Source organism: Pseudochrobactrum sp. B5 (assembly GCF_001939785.1).
Lineage (GTDB): Bacteria > Pseudomonadota > Alphaproteobacteria > Rhizobiales > Rhizobiaceae > Pseudochrobactrum > Pseudochrobactrum saccharolyticum.
On sequence record NZ_MOYL01000001.1, the window covers coordinates 1,315,891 to 1,334,877 of the forward strand.

The following is an 18,987-nucleotide window of genomic DNA, read 5'->3' on the forward strand; positions in this document are numbered from 1 at the left end:
TTCGCACATCACAGCATTTTGCGATACTGAATGAAGCCGGATTTATCGGCAACGCGGTCATAGAGCACCATCGCATCCGTATTGGTCTCATGGGTCAGCCAGTAGACGCGTGAGCAGTCTGCTTCCGCTGCAGCTTGATAAACATGCTCAATCAGTGCACGGCCAAGGCCTTTGCCGCGAACATCCGGATTAACGTAGAGATCCTGCAAATAGCAGTAACCGCCTGTCGACCATGTGGAGCGGTGGCGGATATAATGTACAAAACCGGTAATTTTACCGTCAATAATTGCCAGCGCACCATTCATAGGTTCATTCGCATCCAGCAATCTCTGCCAGCTTAAATCGGTGATGTTGTCGGCAATGCTGGTCTTATAAAAATCCTGATAGGCTTTCCATAAAGGCAGCCATGCTGCTTTATCCTGTGCTGTGAAGAGACGGATTTCCACTGGCTGAGACATGATTATGTTTATTCCCCTGCGTTTTATGCAGCGTCCCATCGTCGTTTTATAACGGCATTCGGGCGCTGATTTATGAACATTACGCCAGAGAATACATCATGTCTGTTTGGTGATAACCAGAGCGAAAGAGCCGGTAAATGCAATAATTTGAACAATTTTCGGGCTCAAAGCTGTCGGCATTTCAGTCGTGAATCGCAAACGAAAAAATCAAGAGCCGGTATGGGCTTTTTTACTCAAAAGCCGGCATAGGATGCGGGTTTTATGCAACGCAAGCAGGGCGCAGTCCTTTGAGTTGCGAGTTCCTGATTGCTTCATGGCTTTGTAGAGGTTAAGAGTCGCACAATAAACGCGCAGAAGCGGAGAAAACCCAGCTTGTCTAACAAGAATGAAGTGAAAAAGTCCGGCGGTGTTGGTGAACTCGTCAGTATTATTGTGCAGGCTTTGCTGCTGGCACTTGTGATCCGTACCTTGCTGTTTCAGCCATTCAGCATTCCGTCCGGCTCGATGCGTCCGACGCTTCTGGAAGGTGATTATCTGTTCGTTTCCAAATATGCCTATGGCTATTCGAAATATTCCCTGCCGCTGTCACCGGATCTGTTTGAAGGCCGCATCTGGGGTGCTGAGCCGAAGCGCGGTGATGTTGTTGTATTCAAGCTGCCAAGCGATACCAATATTGACTATATCAAACGCGTAATCGGTCTGCCGGGTGACAAGATTCAGGTGCGCGACAGCGTTGTTTATATCAATGATGTGGCGGTACAGCGTGAGAAGGTTGGCGAGATTGCCAATCCTGACGTGACTGATGAAAACCGTCCGATTGAAGTCTATCGTGAGACATTGCCGAATGGCATTTCTTACGAAACGCTGGACGTGAATCCGAATGCTATGGGCGACAATACGCGTGTATTCGAGGTGCCTGCCGGTCATTATTTCATGATGGGTGACAATCGCGATAACTCGCTGGATAGCCGCTATTCTGTAGGCTATGTGCCGTATGAAAATCTTGTTGGCCGTGCCAATGTGATCTTCTTCTCCATTTCCGGAAAATACAGCCCGCTGGAACTGTGGCGCTGGCCAACCAATCTGCGGTTCGACCGCTTGCTGAACTGGGTCGGAGCAACGGAAAATCCTAAATCCGTTGTAACGACAAATAACTGATGTGTGTTTTGACGAAATTAAACAACAATAAAGCTGCCGGTCAGGAGCCTGATAATGGTTTCTGATCGCCAGCGTATAAAAATACTGGAAGAAAAAACCGGTCATAGCTTTGTCGATCATGCGCGCCTTGAGCGCGCATTGACGCATTCCAGCGCACGGCCGCAATCCGGCTCCAATTATGAGCGTCTGGAATTTCTCGGTGACCGCGTTCTAGGACTGATTATTGCGGAAATGCTGTTTGCGGCTTTTCCCGATGCGCCGGAAGGTGAATTGTCCGTGCGCCTGAATGCGCTGGTCAGTGCTGAGGGCTGTGCATCCGTTGCCGATGAAATCGGTCTGGGTGATCTGATCGAAACCGGTTCCGACATCAAAAGCCTCAATGACAAGCGCCTTCTGAATGTGCGTGCCGATGTGATTGAAGCACTGATTGCCACGATTTATCTGGATGGTGGCTTGGAAGCTGCACGTGGTTTTGTGCTGAAATACTGGGAGCCACGTTCCAGAGTGAGCGATGCGGCGCGCCGTGATGCCAAGACAGAGTTGCAGGAATGGGCGCATCAGCAGGGCAAACAGCAGGGCAAGTTGCAACCTGTTTACCGTATTGTCAGCCGCACTGGTCCCGACCATGAGCCTGTCTTTGTGGTGGAAGTGGCAATTTCCGGTTTCCAGCCGGCAACAGGAACAGGACGTTCCAAACGTATTGCCGAGCAGGATGCCGCTGAAAATCTGCTGCACCGCCAAGGCGTCTGGCAGAAATAACTGATCTTATAAAGTTTCCGTATTTGCGCTAAACTTAAGCACATCCCGAAAAGTGGAAACCGGTTTTCGGAATAAGATGTGCGCTAAACTTAAATAGAGCTCGTTAAACCTGCGCAGGTTCTTCAGAGCATTTCCGATACAGCGCTTGGCTTAAAAGAGATAAAAATGACTGAAATCAACCATCCGCAGGGTGACAGCACAACCACAGCAGAAGCACAGACCCGTTCGGGTTTCGTGACGCTGATTGGTGCGCCGAATGCGGGCAAATCCACTTTGGTGAACCGTTTAGTCGGCACTAAAGTGTCGATTGTGACCCATAAGGTGCAGACCACCCGTGCTCTGGTGCGTGGCATTATCACTGAAGATCAGACACAGATCGTGCTGGTTGACACACCGGGTATCTTCAAGCCGAAGCGCCGTCTTGACCGCGCTATGGTCACAACCGCCTGGGGCGGTGCCCGTGATGCCGATCTGGTGCTGATCCTGCTTGATGCACAGGGCGGTCTGAATGAATCTGCTGAGGCTTTGCTGGCCAGTGTTGAAAACACGCATCAGAAGAAAATTCTGATCCTCAACAAAGTTGATCGTGTTGACCCGCCAAAGCTGCTGGAACTGGCACAGGCCGCCAATGAGAAAGTGAAATTTGAAAGCACTTTCATGATTTCGGCGCTGAATGGTTCGGGCTGTAAAGATCTGCTGAAATATCTGGTTGCCCAAATGCCTTACGGCCCTTGGTATTATCCGGAAGATCAGATTTCTGATATGCCGATGCGCCAGCTGGCAGCGGAAGTGACCCGTGAGAAGCTCTATTTGCGCTTGCATGAAGAATTGCCTTATTCCTCGACGGTAGAAACCGAAAAGTGGGAAGAGCGCAAAGACGGTTCGGTGCGTATCGAACAGGTTGTTTATGTCGAGCGCGACAGCCAGAAGAAGATTGTTCTCGGCCATAAAGGCGAGACGATTAAGGCAATCGGTCAGGCATCACGTAAGGAGATGTCTGCTATTCTCGAGCAGCCGGTTCACCTGTTCCTGTTCGTGAAAGTGCGTGACAACTGGGGCAATGATCCTGAGCGTTACCGTGAAATGGGTCTGGAATTCCCGAATTCCTGAGGATAGCTGATTATGGAGTGGCGCGACGAGGGCATCATTCTCGGCACAAGACGGCATGGCGAGAGCAGTGCCATTGTGGAGGTGATGACCCGCGCCCATGGCCGCCATATGGGTGTGGTGCGCGGCGGCCGCTCCAAGCGTATGCAGCCGATGCTGCAGGTCGGCAATCATGTTTCGCTACATTGGTGGGCTCGGCTCGATGAGCATCTGGGGTCTTACCAGATTGAACCTCTGAGCTTTTCCGCAGCGCGGCTGATTGATCTGCCGGTGGCGCTGTTCGCTATTCAGCTCGCGGCAGCGCATTTGCGTCTGCTGCCGGAGCGTGACCCGCATGAAAATCTCTATGAGACATTGCAGCTCTTGCTGGAGCATTGTGACACGCCGGTTGCTGCCGGTGAGTTGCTGTTGCGTTTTGAACTGATGTTGCTGGAAGAGCTGGGCTTCGGTCTTGATCTCAAAAGCTGTGCCGCAACCGGCGGCACCACTGATCTGATTTATGTCTCGCCGAAAAGCGGACGAGCCGTCTCCCGCGATGCCGGTGCACCTTGGGCGGACCGGTTGCTGGCGATGCCGGAATTTGTCTGCAATTCCCGTGTCAGAGCCGAGACTGTGCCGGATATTTGCACGGCGTTTAAACTGACCGGCTTTTTCTTTACCCGCCATGTGTGGGAGCCGCGCGGGCAGCAACAGCCGGAGTCGCGCTCCGGCTTTATTTCTGCTTTAAATCGGGCCGCTTAATCAGGCTGCCGCGAGTACAGGACGCTGCACGGCTGTTTCGCGGATCGGCAGATGGATAAGCGCCGCAAACAATCCGAGAATAATGCTCAGCCACCATACCGCATCATAGCTGTTGTAAATCTGGTAGAGCGTGCCGCCCAGCCAGACACCAATGAATGAGCCAATCTGGTGCGAGAAGAACACCATGCCGCCCAGCAGGCCGAGATGGCGTGTGCCGAACATGGTGGCGACAAGACCATTGGTCGGCGGTACGGTCGAGAGCCAGAGCAGCCCCATAATGGCAGAGAAAATCAATACGCTGGTGCCGGACTGCGGCAGCAGGATAAAACCGGCGACGAGTATTGAGCGCAACAGATAGATCAGCGCCAGCATTTTCGGTTTGGAATGGGTCTGGCCGAGGAAACCTGCACCAAGTGATCCGATAATGTTGAAGAAACCGATCAGCGCCAGTCCCCAGACCGCATAATGCTTATCCACGCCGATATCGGAAATATAGGCCGGAAAATGGGTGGTGATGAAAGCCACCTGAAAGCCGCAAACAAAGAAACCGGCAGTCAGAAACAGATAGCTTTTGTGGCTCAATGCTTCTTTGAGCGCTTCGGCAACAGTTTGCTTGGCACTGTTGTCCGGCATCCGTGCATTAGAGGCATTGCCGCGCAGCGGAATGGCCAACAGCGGTACCAGCAGCATAGCAACGCCAAGCCAGACCAGTGCATCTGACCAGCCGAAGCGTTCAATCAGACCCAGCGAAATCGGTGCAAAAGCAAACATACCCGCAGAACCGGCAGCAGTGCCCAGACCAAAGACCAGACTGCGCTGCTGTGCGCTGACGTGGCGGGCAAAGGCGGAGAGAATAATCCCGTAAGAACCGGCGGCAACACCAAGGCCGACCAGCACACCGCCGCCGATATGCAGGGCAATCGGGGCATCTGCATGTGCCATTAATAACAAGCCGGAAGCATAGAAAATACCGGACATCAGCAAGACGCGCCATGAACCGTATTTATCGGCAATCATCCCGAAGATTGGCTGACCGGCACCCCAGAACAGGTTTTGCAATGCCATAGCCAGACCATAGGTGCTGCGATCCCAGCCCTTGTCACCGATGATCGGCAGCTGGAAAAAACCCATGGCCGAGCGCGGGCCAAAGGTCAGAAAGGTGATGAGACAACCGGCGATAATGATCAGCCAGGGCATGGAGGGACTTCGATAGTCTTGCGAGCGAGTGGACATGCTGTGCGTTCTTTCAGCGGAAATGCCGGTAAATCTATTGTGTAATAGTGATTACAATATTTTTTTTACGCTTGAAAGAGGTTTGAGTGAGAATGCTTCATCCGCTTGTCTTATTAATTGATTTTGCTGTGTTTTCAAAATTTCTGGTGATTGGGTTTTGCGCTGTCCGAATAAGTTGATGATTAATTTTACTCACTTTGAGCAAAATAATTTCTTGTCATGAAACTGTAATAGGCATAAAGATTCGCGCCACGGTATTGAGCAGTTTCAGGAAAAGTGTTTACGCCTTCGCGGGGAAATCAATTCGCCGGATTGATTTCTAATCCCGCTTCGATGCGTCCGAAACTGCGTCATAGGAAATGACCGCTTTTATTTTTCAAATCTTTATACTCACTTTGAGTATAAGTGATCGAATGGCGGTTAAGGGGAAAAGGAGAGGGCAGCTTTAGAGCTGCTTTATGAGGCAGATTATGACGACAGCCACCACCAAAGAGAACCTGAATAAAGGTGAAATCCGTAGCGCGGCAGAACGTTTTGGCGTTTTGGAAATGCCGTCTCTGGACTATACACCGGAGATCGCTGCAGAAACCGAGCATCTCTATCAGCGCGTGGCGCATCATATTCCGCGCATCGAATGGCCTGCTTATGCGCCTTATGTGGCGGCGATTAATCGTATCAAAAAACAACGCAACGCCGTTATCCTTGCCCATAATTATCAGACACCGGAAATTTTCCATTGTGTGGCGGATATTGTCGGCGACAGCTTGCAGCTGGCGCGTGAGGCTGCCCGTGTCGATGCTGATATTATCGTACAGTGCGGCGTGCATTTCATGGCGGAAACCTCAAAACTGCTCAGTCCTGAAAAGACCGTGCTGATACCGGATATGAAGGCAGGTTGTTCGCTGGCGGAATCCATTACCGGTGCCGATGTGCGTCTGCTGCGCGAGACCTATCCGGGTGTGCCGATTGTCACCTATGTCAACACCTCTGCTGATGTGAAGGCCGAGAGCGATATTTGCTGCACCTCTGCCAATGCTGTGCAGGTGGTGGAGAGCTTCGGAGTTGACCGCGTGCTCTGCATTCCCGATGAATTTCTGGCGCAGAATGTGGCGGCGCAGACTTCGGTGAAAGTGCTGACATGGAAAGGCCGTTGCGAGGTGCATGAGCGCTTTACGGCAGAGGAACTGCTGGCGTACCGCGCTGCTGATCCGTCGGTGCAGATTGTTGCCCATCCGGAGTGCCCGCCGGAAGTGGTGGCGGTGGCTGATTTTGCCGGTTCCACCAAAGGTATGATTGACTATGTGCGCGACAATCGTCCGGCCAAGGTGATGCTGGTGACCGAATGCTCGATGGCTTCCAATATTGCCGCGGAAGTGCCGGAAGTGGAATTCGTTAAACCGTGCAATCTCTGCCCGCATATGAAGCGCATTACTCTGCCGAAAATTCTCGACACGCTGGTGAATATGAGTGGTGAGGTTTTTGTCGACGCAACAATGGCTGTCAAAGCGGGGCAGGCTGTTGAACGCATGATCAATCTGAAAAACTGACGGCGTGACGATGAGCACGAAACCCAATCAGATTATACCCAGTCAGATTATAATTGTCGGCGGCGGGCTGGCAGGGCTGTTTTGCGCCCTGCAGCTCAGTCCTGTGCCTGTCACGGTGATAGCCGCTGCGCCCATCGGGCAGGGCGCATCTTCCGCATGGGCGCAGGCCGGTATTGCTGCGGCTGTGTCATCCGATGATACAGTGGAAAGCCATGTAATGGATACGCTGATCGCCGGTGACGGTATTGTGGATGAGGATGTTATCCGCATGATGGCCTCTTCGGCCTCAGATCGTGTGCATGATCTTCTCGAACTCGGCGTGCCGTTTGACCACGATCTGGCCGGTCATTTGCAAGTGTCGCGTGAGGCGGCACATAGCCATAACCGTATCGTGCGCGTGCGTGGCGATATGGCTGGCCGTGCAATCATGCAGGCACTGGTTACCAAAGTGCGGGAAACACCATCGGTTACGCTGATCGAAAATGCTTCGGCCTATCAGCTGATCTCAAATGCTGATGGCATTAGCGGCCTGATCATCCGCCATACAGATGGTTCCGACCAGATTTTACCTGCCCGTCAGGTGGTAATTGCCAGTGGCGGTATCGGTCATCTCTATCAGGTGACCACCAATCCGGCTGAGGCCAGCGGTTCCGGTATTGGCATGGCGGCACAGGCCGGTGCGCTTTTGGCGGATATGGAATTTGTGCAGTTTCACCCGACAGCGCTGGATGTGAAGGCCGATCCGGCACCTCTGGCAACCGAGGCTCTGCGTGGTCACGGCGCGCATCTCGTCAATAAAGCCGGTGAACGCTTTATGCTGCGTCACGATCCAGCTGCGGAAATGGCGCCGCGCGATGTGGTCGCACGCGGTATTTATGAGGAGGTGATGAGCGGTCGCGGTGCTTATCTCGATTGCACCAAGGCAATCGGAGAGAGTTTTGCGCAGGAATTCCCGACTGTTTATGCTTATTGTCAGGCGGTCGGCATCGATCCGGCGCATGACCTCATCCCCGTTGTGCCCGCCGCCCATTATTTTATGGGAGGTATTCTCACGGATATGGATGGCCGCACGACGGTTAAAGGGCTGTGGGCTTGTGGTGAGGCGGCTTCTACCGGCGCACATGGTGCCAATCGCTTGGCATCCAATTCTCTGCTTGAGGCAGTGGTGTTTGGCGCGCGGGTAGCCGATGCGATCAGGCAAGTGCCGCAGGAGGAATGTGCATCGCAATCCGTTGTGCAGGTTCTGCCTGCTGCGAATAAACAGGATTGCACTGCGGCCATGCAGCAATTGCGCGCTGTTATGAGCCGCAGCTTCGGCGTTATCCGCAGGCAGGATCAGATGTTGCAGGGGCTGCAACAAATCCGGCAACTGGCACAGGATAATCATGATCCGCTATTCGCCAATTGCCTGGCGACTGCCGAAGTTTTGGCCGTATCGGCTTTGGCTCGCAAGGAAAGTCGTGGCGGTCATTATCGTAGCGACTATCCTGAAAGCTCGGTCATCTGGCAACATCGCTCGATGATGACTTTGCAAGATGCCCAAGAGACTTATCAAAAATTAGCGGAAACTGCCTGATGAAAACTGCTTATCCTTCTGTTCTGCCGCGTCCGCTGGTTGAAGAGGCTGTGCGCAATGCCTTGCTCGAAGATCTGGGACGTGCCGGAGATATTACCAGCCATGCCACGATTGCTCCTGAAAAACAGGCAACAGCAATACTGACCAGCCGTGAGGATGGTGTCCTTGCCGGTCTGGATTTTGTGCGTGCCGCTTTCGCACAGATTGATCCGTCTTTGGAGGTTTCGGTCGCTGTTACTGATGCAGCCCGCATCAAAGCCGGACAGGAGATCGCCCGTATCAGCGGCAATGCCCGTTCTATTTTGTCGGCTGAACGTGTGGCGCTCAATTACCTGATGGTTCTGTCCGGCATTGCGACTTACACGGCACGTTTCGCGGACAAAATTGCCCATACACAGGCGAAAATCTGCGACACGCGCAAAACCATGCCCGGTATGCGCTCATTTGCCAAATATGCGGTGCGATGCGGCGGCGGTGCCAATCACCGTTTTGGCCTCGACGATGCGGTGCTGATTAAAGACAACCACATTGCCGTTGCTGGCGGGGTTAAGCAAGCGATTGAAGCCGCACGCAGCTTTGTCGGACATCTGGTGAAGATCGAAGTTGAAGTCGATACGCTGGAACAGATGGCAGAGGCGCTGTCTGTGCAGGCGGATGTGATTCTTCTTGATAATATGCCGCCGGAAACCCTTGTTAAGGCTGTAGAAATTAATGCCGGACGCGCAAAACTTGAGGCGTCGGGCAATATTAATTTCGACACCGTGAAAGCCGTTGCTGAGACAGGCGTTGATTATATCTCAACCTCGAAAATCACAATGTCTGCACCGACGCTTGATGTCGGGCTGGATATTATCATCACTTGATGAGATAGAGTGCGCACTGGTTTTTCAGGGGATGATGATATGCAACTGATCCGCACAATTGCAGATTTACGCACGGCTTTGAGAGCCGAGCGTAGCCGTAGCAAGAGCATCGGCTTTGTGCCGACGATGGGCTACCTGCATGTCGGCCATCTCACATTGGTCAAAAACAGCCAGCAGCATTGCGATGTGTCTGTGGTGTCGATTTTCGTCAATCCCACACAATTCGCACCCAATGAAGATCTGGCACAATATCCGCGTGATCTGCCCCGTGATCTGAAACTGCTGGAAGAGCAGGGCTGTGATTATGTTTTTGCGCCGGATGTGAATGAGATGTATCCGGAGGGTAGCGGCAAAACCTCTACTTATGTTGATGCGGGGGAGCTTTCTTCCATTCTGATGGGAGCATTGCGACCACATCATTTCCGTGGTGTAGCCACGGTCGTCAGTAAGCTGTTTAATATTGTGCAGCCGGATAAGGCTTTCTTCGGCGAGAAAGACTACCAACAGCTCGCTGTTATCAAGCGTATGGTGACTGATCTCAATCAGCCGGTGGATGTAATCGGTGTGCCGACCGTACGTGAACCGGATGGGCTGGCCTGTTCATCACGCAACAGTCTTTTGAGTGCGGAAGACCGTGCTGCGGCTGTTATCCTGCCGCAGGCGATGCAACTGGCTCAGACACTTGTAGATCAGGGCGAGCGCTCACTTGCTGCATTACGCCAAGCTGTTGTCGATAAGTTGCAGCAGGAACCGCGTGGTGAGATCGAAGCCGTGGATATCCGCGATGCAGAAACACTGGCTGAAACAGCGGAGCAGCTCACCGCACCGGCAGTGTTGCTGCTGACTGTGCGTTTTGGCAAAACCCGCCTGATTGACCAGCATGTGCTGCGCTTTTAAAACTTAGTGAGAGTGCCTTGAAAATCAAAGCTCTGTCTGTGGTTGCACCTTCCGGAATTCTTATTGCGCGTGGCGAGAAAACACTGGAAGTCCGCCGCTGGTATCCGGATATCACACCGGATGAGGATCTGCTGATTATCGAAAACCGGCATTATCTTCGTCAGGACAGTGAAGAAGATCCGGATGGGCATGCTGTTGCTTTAGTGCGAGTGAAGGCTGTGCGGACATTCGAGCGAACGGACATCACTGCGGCCCGCGCTTCTTACTATGAGGACGGTTGGCTGGCGTGGGAGCTGACAAATATACGTCCGGTATTATGTGATCAGAAGGTGATCGCAGCCAGAGGTATTTATCAGGTTGAGTTGGACGATGTGTTGTTGACGTCCGGCACGCTTGAGCAGGAAGAGTAAGGGAGAGAGCCATGAGTGTTCAGAAACAAATCCGCCGTATCACGGTGCCGGAAATCCGCGCCCGCAAAGGCGGTGTGCCGCTGGTCTCTCTCACGGCCTATCATGCTCATACAGCTGCAATTGTCGATCGCTATGCGGATTTTATGCTGGTGGGTGACAGTGTCGGCATGGTGATGCATGGCATGGAGTCGACCATTGGTGTGTCTCTGGAAATGATGATTATGCACGGGCAGGCGGTGATGCGCGGCTCATCCCGTGCGCTGGTCGTGGTGGATATGCCATTCGGCTCCTATGAGGAGAGTCCGCAAGTTGCGTTCCGTAATGCGGCGCGGATCATGGCGGAAACCGGCTGTGGTGCGGTCAAGCTTGAGGGCGGCGTGCAGATGGCTGAAACGATCAGTTTTTTGACCAAACGCGGCATTCCGGTGCTGGCGCATATCGGTCTTACCCCGCAAGCCGTGCATGTGATGGGCGGTTATAAAGTGCAGGGGCGCGATCAGGCGCTGTGGGATTTGATTAAGCAGGATGCGCAGGCGGTTGCAGATGCCGGTGCTTTCGGCATTGTGCTGGAGGGTATTGTCGAGCCGCTGGCACGTGAAATTACCGCACAGGTTGCTGTGCCGACCATTGGGATCGGCGCATCAGCGGAGTGCGACGGGCAAATTCTGGTGCTGGAAGATATGCTTGGCCTCAACGACAAGCCTGCCAAATTTGTCCGCCAATACGGTGCCATTGGTGCAGCTATTGACGAGGCGGTGAAGACTTACGCGGAAGATGTGAAAAGCCGCAGCTTTCCTGATGAGCGGCATATTTATCGCTAGAGCATTTCCAGCAAAAGTGTGTAGCGGTTTTGCGTAGGATAATGCGAAATACTAAAGTTTATCGCTGAGACAGCGTTACCTTTAAGCCCGGTGCTGGGCGCTCTTCCAGAACCGCACGGCGGAAACGGTAGAGTGCGGCCGGTCTTCCGCGTTGCTGGCTGAGGCTGGCACCGGTCGGCTCAACCAGCTCGGCATTTTCCACCAGACGGCGGAAATTCTGCTTATGCAGATGACGGCCGGAGATCGCTTCAACAGTTTCTTGCAAGGCCGTGAGGGTGAAGCAATCGGGCATCAGCTCAAAGATTACCGGACGGTATTTCAGCTTGGCACGCAGGCGGGCAATTGCGGTTGCGAGAATGCGGCGATGGTCGAACACCATGGCTTTGCCGGTATGGCGTTGCAATTCGTCCAGCTGTGCGCTCGGGCTGACTGTGCCGTCAATAGTTGCTTCCCGCACCAGACCGGCTTCATAAAGCAGTTCGTAGCGTTCCAGCACGCGCTCTTCATCCCATTGGATACCATCGGTGCCAAAAGCAAGGCGCAGACGTGTCAGGCGCGGTAACTGATGCAGATCATAGGCCGGATGGCTGCGCTTGTCGCTCTGCGCCCACTCACGTAAGGCGGGGATAATAAGCTGGTCGATGAGTGGCGGCTTACCGCTGCGCCAGTCTTCCCAAGGCAAAAAATCATACCAATATTGCCAGTCATTTTCCGGCTGCTCGCCATTCTGACGTGTCAGTGCCAGATAGCCGACAGAAATCACATGGGTATCATCGGTCGGCATGGCAGATTTGGCACGGCCACGGTCGCCGAATGTATAAAGTTGCTCTACATAGCCGAGGCGCAAGGCCGTTTGCGCTTCCACCCATAGCCGCAAACCCATTTCTAATGTGCGGTGTTTCAGCGGATCAAACCGCCCGTAAGGGAGCGAAAGCGCGGCAGACATTTCGTGTGCTGCGGGCATTTCATGGTCGTCAGAGCAGAGGATAACCGGACGGTTATTGTTGATTGTAACAACTGCAGCACTCAAACCCACCTCAACGACAGCGGAAACATCAGCCATGAATTTGTGTCTCCAATGCGTTGAATCGGTTGATAAAAGCCTGTTCTATCTCTGCGGTTGGCCGTGGTGATAAATCAAAGTGACCGGCATGGAAACCACGCGGACGACCAAAAAACTCTGCAGCCTCTGCCGTGCTGAAACCAGCCAGCTCTGTTGCTTCAAAATAAGCGGAAACAATGTCAGCTTTCTTAATCGCTTTTTTTAAAACTGCAGGCACGGTCGCAGGCAGGGAAAAGCGCAGATGAATGGCTGTTTCCAACCGCGCTTCAATCTGTTTATAGGCACCGCCCATCACGGCTTTGAAGGGCGAGATCATGTCGCCGATCACATATTCCGGCGCATCATGCAGCAAGGCCAGCAGCTGATGCTGCAAAGGAGCAGCCGGATTTTGCTCACGGAAAATCTGTTCCACCAGCAGCGAATGCTGCGCCACAGAATAAGCATGATCACCACGGGTCTGGCCGTTCCAGCGGGCAACACGCGCCAGCCCATGGGCAATATCACTGATTTCAATATCCAGCGGTGATGGATCAAGCAAATCCAGCCTGCGGCCTGACAACATACGCTGCCATGCCCGAACCGGTTTTGTTTTGGCACCGCCGGATACTGCCATCAGTCTGCCGCTCCTTCGGGGAAGGTGAATTTAGCATAGGCAGGAATTGTCAGGCTGACCTCTGTTTCACCGGCGAGCAGCGGAATGTTTTTATCGAGCGCGTCTTTAACGCGGTCGATGCGAACCAGAGCGAGCGCGTTGCTGCCGTTGACACTGCGCAAGGTGCCAACCTCTTTGCCACCGGCAGTAATCGGCGTGTCTGATGCGGGCAGATCGGCCAGCGCCGTCACCTGCAAAATCCGGCGTCGTGCAGTGCCGCGATGTTGCATGCGGGACACGACTTCCTGTCCGACGAAGCAGCCCTTCTTGAAGGATACACCGCTGAATTGCTCGAAATTAATATCATGCGGGAAAACATCATTCATGATGAAATCCGCACCGCCTTCGGCAATGCCATAGTGAATACGCAAAGTTGCCCATGCATCGCGATCAGATTGCGTGGCGGGGGAGGCGCTGCCGCTCTCAGCATAATGACGCAGGACATTCGCTTCTTCAGGGAAACGCTCATCGCGCACGGTCTGATAGCTCTCAAGGCTAATTGAATCACTTTCTGAACTGCCTGAATCAGTTTTCCAGCTCAGTCTGATAATTGATTCATTTAAAACGATAATTTCCGCTTTGGCACGTAGCCGATAAAGCGTGAGACGCTTGGAAAAAACCTCTGCCACATCCTTCGCAATATCAATGCGGAAGCCGTCCTCACTACGCGAGATCAGAAAATCGAACTGGATTTTACCCTGCGGACTCAGCAATGCCGAAACACGCAGAACGCCGTTTTCGAGAGAGAGCAGATCGGCGGTAAAAATGGATTGCAGAAATGTTTCCGCATCGGAACCACGCACGAGAATCTGTGTGCGGTCGTCGAGATTTCCGGTTGGTCCGGTAAACAGAGTTAAAGGTTCTGTCGTTGTCATATCAACTTTCCGGTTTATAAAGCAGTGCAGATGCAATTATCTTGATATTCATCGCTTTGTTACGTAAGCCGCATTGCGAGTAATCGCAAGTCAGGAACAGCGAGTTATCGCAAGACAGGAGAGCCGCGAATGACCACAACATTCGATACGATTTTCAAAGGCGCAACGGTCGTCAATCATGACGGCAGTGCCGTTCGTGATATCGGCGTTAAAAACGGACGCATTACCGCTATCGGTTCCCTGTCAGAGAATGCCGCAGGCGAGGTTATCAACTGCACCGGCCTGCATATTCTGCCGGGCGTTGTGGATAGTCAGGTGCATTTCCGCGAGCCGGGTCTGGAGCATAAAGAAGATTTGCAGACCGGTTCGCTTGCAGCTGTACTTGGCGGTGTGACCTCTGTTTTCGAAATGCCGAACACCAAACCGCTGACCACGTCGCCGGAAGCGTTGGCTGACAAAGTAAAACGCGGAACCCATCGCATGCATTGCGATTTCGCCTTCTGGGTTGGCGGCACACGCGACAATGCTAAAGACGTAGCTGAGCTGGAGCGCCTGCCGGGTGCTGCGGGTATCAAAGTGTTTATGGGCTCTTCAACCGGCGATCTGCTGGTGGAAGATGATGAAGGTGTGGCTTCCATTCTGCGCAATACGCGCCGCCGCGCAGCTTTCCACTCGGAAGATGAATTCCGCCTGCGTGAACGTGAAGGTCTGCGTGTTGAAAACGATCCGTCCAGCCATCCGGTCTGGCGCGATGAGATTGCGGCACTGACCTGCACCCAGCGTCTGGTGCGTATTGCCCGCGAAACCGGCGCGCGCATTCATGTGCTGCATATTTCGACTGCGGAAGAAATTGAATTTCTGAAAGACTATAAAGATGTGGCGACCTGTGAAGCGACCCCGCATCACCTGACACTGTCTTCGGAAGACTACAAAACACTTGGCAATCTCATTCAGATGAACCCGCCGGTGCGCGATGCACGTCATCGCGATGGTATCTGGCATGGTATTGGGCAGGGTGTTGTCGATGTTCTCGGTTCTGACCATGCGCCACATACTCTGGAAGAAAAGCAGAAGCCTTATCCGGCATCACCATCCGGCATGACCGGTGTGCAGACGCTGGTGCCGATCATGCTCGATCATGTTAATGCCGGTCGCCTGTCGCTGGAACGCTTTGTTGATCTGTCATCACATGGCCCGAACCGCATTTTCGGCATGTCCCGTAAGGGTCGCATTGCAGTCGGTTATGATGCGGATCTGACGATTGTTGATATGAAGCGTAGCGTAACCATTACTCATGAACAGGCTGGCTCCAAGGCTGGCTGGACACCATATCATGGCAAGACAGTCACCGGCTGGCCTGTTGGTACTATCGTGCGTGGTCATAAAGTGATGTGGGAAGGCGAGATCGTTAATCCTGCACTCGGTGAACCGGTAGAGTTTATCGAAGCGCTCCCAAGAAATTAACGGGAGCGGCTTTGCCGAGAAATTGCATTAAAAAATAAAAAGCCGCCTGAAAAGGCGGCTTTTTTAATAAGACTGTATGAGCCGTTCAGTCGCCGGCTACAAAAAATTTCCATGAGCCATCCGGCGTAATGCCGAGACGGTAGAAAATATAGGCGCCGACGCCCTTCATTTCTTCAAAATCACCGGCAGTCACAATTTGATACAGCTCAACCATCTGCCGGTCGTCCAGCTTGTCCAGCGGGTAGGCGAAGAAATACGGCCAGACATAAACTTCATTCGGTGTACCGGCATCGAGATGCGCATAGCCGGACTCGAGCAGATCTACGAGAATGGCCAGCAATTCCTGACCATTGCTGTCGCCGGAAAGGCTTTTGAGAAATTCCAGCGGTGTGCCGTCATATTCACCGAGCGAAAGCATCGGGCTGGTTTCGCCGCCGTCACCGAGCAATGGTTTCAGCGCGTCAATCTTTCCGGCTTTGGCAATATCGAGAATTTTCTTGCGGGTGTCCTGCACAGCCTGCGGAAGTTTGGAATAGTCATAGGAGACTTCCGGAATCTTACCTTCCGGTGAAACATGCGGACGGGTAATGTCGCGCTCCGGACTGCCGTTTTCAGAAGCTGCGCCGGATTCAGGCGCTCTGTAGGTTTCAGTAGGCACCTGACGCAACGGCCCCGGTAAAGGCACCTGCGCCGGATTGACCTCTTCGTCTTCACCGGCAGGTGTTTCGCTCAATGCTAGAATTTGTGGTTTTCCGCTCAGTGTTCCGGCGGAGGCCGGTACTGAGACTGATGCGGCAATCATGGCCAGAGCCAGACCGGAGAGGAAAGACGTGCTCAGAAATTTGTCTGAGCTGAGTTTGCTCGGCCAGTGGCGGGATGAAAGCAACATCAGAAACTCCGGAAGAGAAATATATATTCAAAATAAATGTTTACGGCATCTTGTAGCACAAATTATGACGGATGCCGACCGTGGCCGGAAAATTACTGCAGAATTACTGCAAAATACGGTTGGGCAGAAACTCACCGGCAATGATCTGCTCGCGCAATTTATCGAGCAGGCCAAGCGCCGCATCTTCGCCTGTGCTGCGCAGAAGTTCGGTCAATGCATTGGCAAAAGCAGCCTCTGCGAGAATTTCCGGTTCAATGCCTTCTGAAATCCCGTCAGCCCAGGCTTCATGCTGATATTCGATCGCCGCCTGTTTTTTCTCATGGGCAATCAATTCATCGAGGTCTGTCGGAGCATGATTCATTAAAATATCACCTTGGCTTTATGCCGTTGGACACTGCATCGCAGAAGACGGACAGGACTTAGCTAAAGAAAGTGCTGTCATAGAGCCATTCAGAGCAGAAACGACTATCTGAAGACCGTTTCTTACACCATCAGCCGATGCATCACCATCAATAATTTAATCTCTTGTTAACAGATTGCGATGGTTTGTGAATGGCAGATTTCGCCTTTATTGCAATGAATGAAGTTTTGGTTAATTGCCGTAATGGGCAACCAGTCCTTCAGAGAGCTTTTCACCCTGCAATTTAAACCGGTCGATTGCTTTCAGCGCCTGATCGGTACATTGGCTGTAATTATCAGCATAGCTGCGGTAGTTGTTATTGAAAGCTGAAACCAGATTTTTACGTCGCGTTTCATCTGCTTTTTCAGCGGTGAGCAGTTCATTCATCTGATCGCGCCAGAGACTGGTTTTGTCACCGCAAAGATTGCTCAAATAGTGGAGGGAGCCGAGGGTGCCTGCCAGCTGGATCATCTGGCTTTCATAGGGCGGGCCGCTGATTTCCTGTGTTTGTGCCTGTGCGGAAAGAGCGGAAACAGAAAATCCTGTAACCAACAGGAAGCTAACAAGAAATCTGGTCATACATATACTCCGCGCCTTCACTATAAATTGTGCAGTAATCAGGCTGTTTCAAGGCGTTCAGCCTTCTTCCTGCAGAATACGGCGCGCAAATGCCAAGGTGCTGACGGTCACAATATGCTGCAGCATATCCTCAACTGTCAGCCAGTGCAGCGAAACAGCATCATCACCGGCCTGTTCCTGTCCGCTCAGATCATATGCGCGGAAAATGCAAAGATTATAGACCCTGCCGTAAAGCCCTTCCTGAGACAGATCAATTGTATCAACCAGCCGCAGGCGGTTGCAGTGCAAGCCGGTTTCTTCTGTGAGCTCACGTCGTGCGGCCTGTTCGGCATTTTCTCCGGCTTCAACCCCGCCACCCGGAAAAGCGAGTGAACCTTTGAGTGGCTCCTTGCCGCGTTTCACCAGCAGGAAGCGGTTCTCCTTGCGGCAGATGATGGAGGCACCATGGGCGATGAGCGGGTGAGGGGAAATGTCCTGGATCATAGAATGAGTGGTAAAAACCTGCCCGCAGATTTGCAAGCTTTGTTTATCAGGTACCTTGACCTTTACGGTAAAACTCGCAACACCAAACATTATGTGTGGACGTTTTGCATTACTGGCAACAATTGATGAGGTGGAGGCGCAGTTCGGCGTGATTGTCGATGAAGCCTTTCCGCCGCGCTATAATATTTCACCGACCCAACCGATCATGATTGTGATGAATGGTGAAACACCGGCACCCGGCAGCAACCGGCCGGATCGTATTGCAATGCTGGTGCGTTGGGGCTTTGTGCCGTCATGGACAAAAGACCCGCTGAACTTTCCGCTGATGATCAATGCCCGTTCCGAGACCGCGCATGAAAAGCCGTCTTTTCGTACAGCGATGGAGCACCGGCGTAGCTTGCTGCCGGTGAGTGGTTTTTATGAATGGCGTAAGCTTGGGGATGGCAGAAAACAGGCTTATTGGATACGTCCGCGCCATGGCGGAACCATTGCTTTTGGTGCGTTGATGGAAACATGGGTGAGCGGTGACGGTTCGCAGATGGATACGGCAGCCATTCTGACGACGGCTTCCAATCATGCATTATCGCATATTCATGACCGCCTGCCGCTGGTGATCCATCCTGAGGATTATCAGGAGTGGCTGGATTGCAAACGCAACCGTGCCAAGGATGTGAAGCATTTGCTCAAACCGGTGCAGGATGATTTTTTTGAGGCGATTCCCGTCTCTGACAAGATCAATAATGCCCGTTATTTTGGCACAGATGTGCATGAGGTGGTGGAAGAACGGACAGTTTCTCAGGAACCAGTCGTCAAAAAACCGGCTAAACCTAAAAAGCCTGCTGTCAAAAAGAAAACAGATGACAATGACGACCAGTTCAGTATGTTTTAATTAATTCTTTCAAAAACATAACCTAAAGCGCATCCCGAAAAGTGGTTGCCGGTTTTCGGATAGGATGCGCGTTGATGTAAAGTTTGCATCCCGAAAAGTGGTTGCCGGTTTTCGGGTAGGATG

General features: G+C 52.6%; 21 protein-coding genes. 12 read left to right on the top strand and 9 right to left on the bottom strand.

Annotation, left to right across the window (positions count from 1 at the left end; genetic code table 11):
• Positions 1-8: 8 nt before the first annotated feature.
• On the bottom strand, positions 9-458 hold the full coding sequence (locus tag BKD14_RS05845) for a GNAT family N-acetyltransferase (RefSeq protein WP_075654594.1): 450 nt from the start codon (positions 456-458) through the stop codon (positions 9-11).
• A 372-nt stretch (positions 459-830) separates the two neighbouring features.
• Here BKD14_RS05845 and lepB point away from each other — a divergent pair, with 372 nt between their 5' ends.
• The 4 genes from lepB (at position 831) to recO (ending at position 4,223) form a co-directional block, all read left to right on the top strand.
• Complete coding sequence (gene lepB, locus BKD14_RS05850) at positions 831-1,616, top strand: signal peptidase I (protein WP_022711972.1); 786 nt, start codon at positions 831-833, stop codon at positions 1,614-1,616.
• A 54-nt stretch (positions 1,617-1,670) separates the two neighbouring features.
• Positions 1,671-2,375 carry a ribonuclease III gene (gene rnc / locus BKD14_RS05855; RefSeq protein WP_022711973.1) on the top strand — a complete coding sequence of 235 codons (705 nt, stop codon included), beginning with the start codon at positions 1,671-1,673 and terminating at the stop codon, positions 2,373-2,375.
• Between the two features lie 165 nt (positions 2,376-2,540).
• Entirely contained in the window at positions 2,541-3,485 is a 945-nt protein-coding gene (gene era / locus BKD14_RS05860; protein WP_075654595.1) for a GTPase Era, read from the top strand.
• Between the two features lie 12 nt (positions 3,486-3,497).
• Positions 3,498-4,223 carry a DNA repair protein RecO gene (recO, locus tag BKD14_RS05865; protein ID WP_075654596.1) on the top strand — a complete coding sequence of 242 codons (726 nt, stop codon included), beginning with the start codon at positions 3,498-3,500 and terminating at the stop codon, positions 4,221-4,223.
• Here the strand turns inward: recO and BKD14_RS05870 are convergent, their stop codons facing one another.
• Positions 4,224-5,456, bottom strand: a complete 1,233-nt coding sequence (locus BKD14_RS05870) for an MFS transporter (RefSeq protein WP_075654597.1) — start codon at positions 5,454-5,456, stop codon at positions 4,224-4,226.
• 470 nt (positions 5,457-5,926) lie between these two features.
• Between BKD14_RS05870 and nadA the strand changes: the two genes are divergently transcribed.
• Genes nadA through panB form a run of 6 tightly spaced genes read left to right on the top strand, consistent with a single transcriptional unit; the run spans position 5,927 to position 11,570 of the window.
• On the top strand, positions 5,927-7,003 hold the full coding sequence (gene nadA, locus BKD14_RS05875; RefSeq protein ID WP_075654816.1) for a quinolinate synthase NadA: 1,077 nt from the start codon (positions 5,927-5,929) through the stop codon (positions 7,001-7,003).
• Positions 7,004-7,013: 10 nt separating this feature from the next.
• On the top strand, positions 7,014-8,579 hold the full coding sequence (locus BKD14_RS05880) for an L-aspartate oxidase (protein ID WP_075654598.1): 1,566 nt from the start codon (positions 7,014-7,016) through the stop codon (positions 8,577-8,579).
• Positions 8,579-9,442: a carboxylating nicotinate-nucleotide diphosphorylase gene (nadC, locus tag BKD14_RS05885; protein ID WP_075654599.1), complete on the top strand. Its 864-nt coding sequence runs from the start codon at positions 8,579-8,581 to the stop codon at positions 9,440-9,442. The genes BKD14_RS05880 and nadC overlap by 1 nt, the downstream gene beginning before the upstream one ends.
• Positions 9,443-9,481: 39 nt before the next feature.
• Positions 9,482-10,339 carry a pantoate--beta-alanine ligase gene (panC, locus tag BKD14_RS05890; RefSeq protein ID WP_075654600.1) on the top strand — a complete coding sequence of 286 codons (858 nt, stop codon included), beginning with the start codon at positions 9,482-9,484 and terminating at the stop codon, positions 10,337-10,339.
• A 17-nt stretch (positions 10,340-10,356) separates the two neighbouring features.
• Complete coding sequence (locus tag BKD14_RS05895) at positions 10,357-10,749, top strand: ASCH domain-containing protein (protein ID WP_075654601.1); 393 nt, start codon at positions 10,357-10,359, stop codon at positions 10,747-10,749.
• A gap of 11 nt (positions 10,750-10,760) precedes the next feature.
• Positions 10,761-11,570, top strand: a complete 810-nt coding sequence (panB, locus tag BKD14_RS05900) for a 3-methyl-2-oxobutanoate hydroxymethyltransferase (protein ID WP_075654602.1) — start codon at positions 10,761-10,763, stop codon at positions 11,568-11,570.
• Between the two features lie 58 nt (positions 11,571-11,628).
• Here the strand turns inward: panB and BKD14_RS05905 are convergent, their stop codons facing one another.
• Genes BKD14_RS05905 through BKD14_RS05915 form a run of 3 tightly spaced genes read right to left on the bottom strand, consistent with a single transcriptional unit; the run spans position 11,629 to position 14,160 of the window.
• Entirely contained in the window at positions 11,629-12,633 is a 1,005-nt protein-coding gene (locus BKD14_RS05905; RefSeq protein WP_075654603.1) for an NAD regulator, read from the bottom strand.
• Positions 12,626-13,246, bottom strand: coding sequence for an HD family hydrolase (locus BKD14_RS05910; RefSeq protein ID WP_075654604.1), 621 nt, complete (start codon positions 13,244-13,246; stop codon positions 12,626-12,628). Before BKD14_RS05910 ends, BKD14_RS05905 begins: the two co-directional genes overlap by 8 nt.
• Positions 13,246-14,160 (bottom strand): folate-binding protein YgfZ, encoded by a 915-nt coding sequence (locus BKD14_RS05915; RefSeq protein ID WP_075654605.1) that lies wholly within the window; start codon positions 14,158-14,160, stop codon positions 13,246-13,248. The genes BKD14_RS05910 and BKD14_RS05915 overlap by 1 nt, the downstream gene beginning before the upstream one ends.
• 129 nt (positions 14,161-14,289) lie before the next feature.
• Here BKD14_RS05915 and BKD14_RS05920 point away from each other — a divergent pair, with 129 nt between their 5' ends.
• The gene (locus BKD14_RS05920; protein ID WP_075654606.1) at positions 14,290-15,624 is read left to right on the top strand and encodes a dihydroorotase; all 1,335 of its coding nucleotides are present in this window, start codon (positions 14,290-14,292) and stop codon (positions 15,622-15,624) included.
• 85 nt (positions 15,625-15,709) lie between these two features.
• Here the strand turns inward: BKD14_RS05920 and BKD14_RS05925 are convergent, their stop codons facing one another.
• From BKD14_RS05925 to BKD14_RS05940, 4 genes are all read right to left on the bottom strand, one after another.
• A complete protein-coding gene (locus tag BKD14_RS05925; RefSeq protein ID WP_245293561.1) occupies positions 15,710-16,513 on the bottom strand; it encodes a hypothetical protein in 804 nt (267 codons plus the stop codon).
• A 103-nt stretch (positions 16,514-16,616) separates the two neighbouring features.
• Entirely contained in the window at positions 16,617-16,874 is a 258-nt protein-coding gene (locus BKD14_RS05930) for a hypothetical protein (protein ID WP_022712213.1), read from the bottom strand.
• 231 nt (positions 16,875-17,105) lie between these two features.
• Positions 17,106-17,492 (bottom strand): TIGR02301 family protein, encoded by a 387-nt coding sequence (locus BKD14_RS05935; RefSeq protein WP_075654607.1) that lies wholly within the window; start codon positions 17,490-17,492, stop codon positions 17,106-17,108.
• A gap of 57 nt (positions 17,493-17,549) precedes the next feature.
• Positions 17,550-17,975 carry an NUDIX domain-containing protein gene (locus BKD14_RS05940; RefSeq protein WP_075654608.1) on the bottom strand — a complete coding sequence of 142 codons (426 nt, stop codon included), beginning with the start codon at positions 17,973-17,975 and terminating at the stop codon, positions 17,550-17,552.
• A 91-nt stretch (positions 17,976-18,066) separates the two neighbouring features.
• Between BKD14_RS05940 and BKD14_RS05945 the strand changes: the two genes are divergently transcribed.
• Positions 18,067-18,864, top strand: a complete 798-nt coding sequence (locus tag BKD14_RS05945) for an SOS response-associated peptidase (RefSeq protein ID WP_075654609.1) — start codon at positions 18,067-18,069, stop codon at positions 18,862-18,864.
• The last annotated feature ends 123 nt before the right edge of the window (positions 18,865-18,987 follow it).

Excerpts from the sequence above, each read along its gene's own strand:
- BKD14_RS05845 (WP_075654594.1), bottom strand. The coding sequence starts at position 458 with ATGTCTCAGCCAGTGGAAATCCGTCTCTTCACAGCACAGGATAAAGCA.
- rnc (WP_022711973.1), top strand. The coding sequence starts at position 1,671 with ATGGTTTCTGATCGCCAGCGTATAAAAATACTGGAAGAAAAAACCGGT.
- era (WP_075654595.1), top strand. The coding sequence starts at position 2,541 with ATGACTGAAATCAACCATCCGCAGGGTGACAGCACAACCACAGCAGAA.
- recO (WP_075654596.1), top strand. The coding sequence starts at position 3,498 with ATGGAGTGGCGCGACGAGGGCATCATTCTCGGCACAAGACGGCATGGC.
- BKD14_RS05870 (WP_075654597.1), bottom strand. The coding sequence starts at position 5,456 with ATGTCCACTCGCTCGCAAGACTATCGAAGTCCCTCCATGCCCTGGCTG.
- nadA (WP_075654816.1), top strand. The coding sequence starts at position 5,927 with ATGACGACAGCCACCACCAAAGAGAACCTGAATAAAGGTGAAATCCGT.
- BKD14_RS05880 (WP_075654598.1), top strand. The coding sequence starts at position 7,014 with ATGAGCACGAAACCCAATCAGATTATACCCAGTCAGATTATAATTGTC.
- nadC (WP_075654599.1), top strand. The coding sequence starts at position 8,579 with ATGAAAACTGCTTATCCTTCTGTTCTGCCGCGTCCGCTGGTTGAAGAG.
- panC (WP_075654600.1), top strand. The coding sequence starts at position 9,482 with ATGCAACTGATCCGCACAATTGCAGATTTACGCACGGCTTTGAGAGCC.
- panB (WP_075654602.1), top strand. The coding sequence starts at position 10,761 with ATGAGTGTTCAGAAACAAATCCGCCGTATCACGGTGCCGGAAATCCGC.
- BKD14_RS05905 (WP_075654603.1), bottom strand. The coding sequence starts at position 12,633 with ATGGCTGATGTTTCCGCTGTCGTTGAGGTGGGTTTGAGTGCTGCAGTT.
- BKD14_RS05910 (WP_075654604.1), bottom strand. The coding sequence starts at position 13,246 with ATGGCAGTATCCGGCGGTGCCAAAACAAAACCGGTTCGGGCATGGCAG.
- BKD14_RS05915 (WP_075654605.1), bottom strand. The coding sequence starts at position 14,160 with ATGACAACGACAGAACCTTTAACTCTGTTTACCGGACCAACCGGAAAT.
- BKD14_RS05920 (WP_075654606.1), top strand. The coding sequence starts at position 14,290 with ATGACCACAACATTCGATACGATTTTCAAAGGCGCAACGGTCGTCAAT.
- BKD14_RS05925 (WP_245293561.1), bottom strand. The coding sequence starts at position 16,513 with ATGTTGCTTTCATCCCGCCACTGGCCGAGCAAACTCAGCTCAGACAAA.
- BKD14_RS05930 (WP_022712213.1), bottom strand. The coding sequence starts at position 16,874 with ATGAATCATGCTCCGACAGACCTCGATGAATTGATTGCCCATGAGAAA.
- BKD14_RS05935 (WP_075654607.1), bottom strand. The coding sequence starts at position 17,492 with ATGACCAGATTTCTTGTTAGCTTCCTGTTGGTTACAGGATTTTCTGTT.
- BKD14_RS05940 (WP_075654608.1), bottom strand. The coding sequence starts at position 17,975 with ATGATCCAGGACATTTCCCCTCACCCGCTCATCGCCCATGGTGCCTCC.
- BKD14_RS05945 (WP_075654609.1), top strand. The coding sequence starts at position 18,067 with ATGTGTGGACGTTTTGCATTACTGGCAACAATTGATGAGGTGGAGGCG.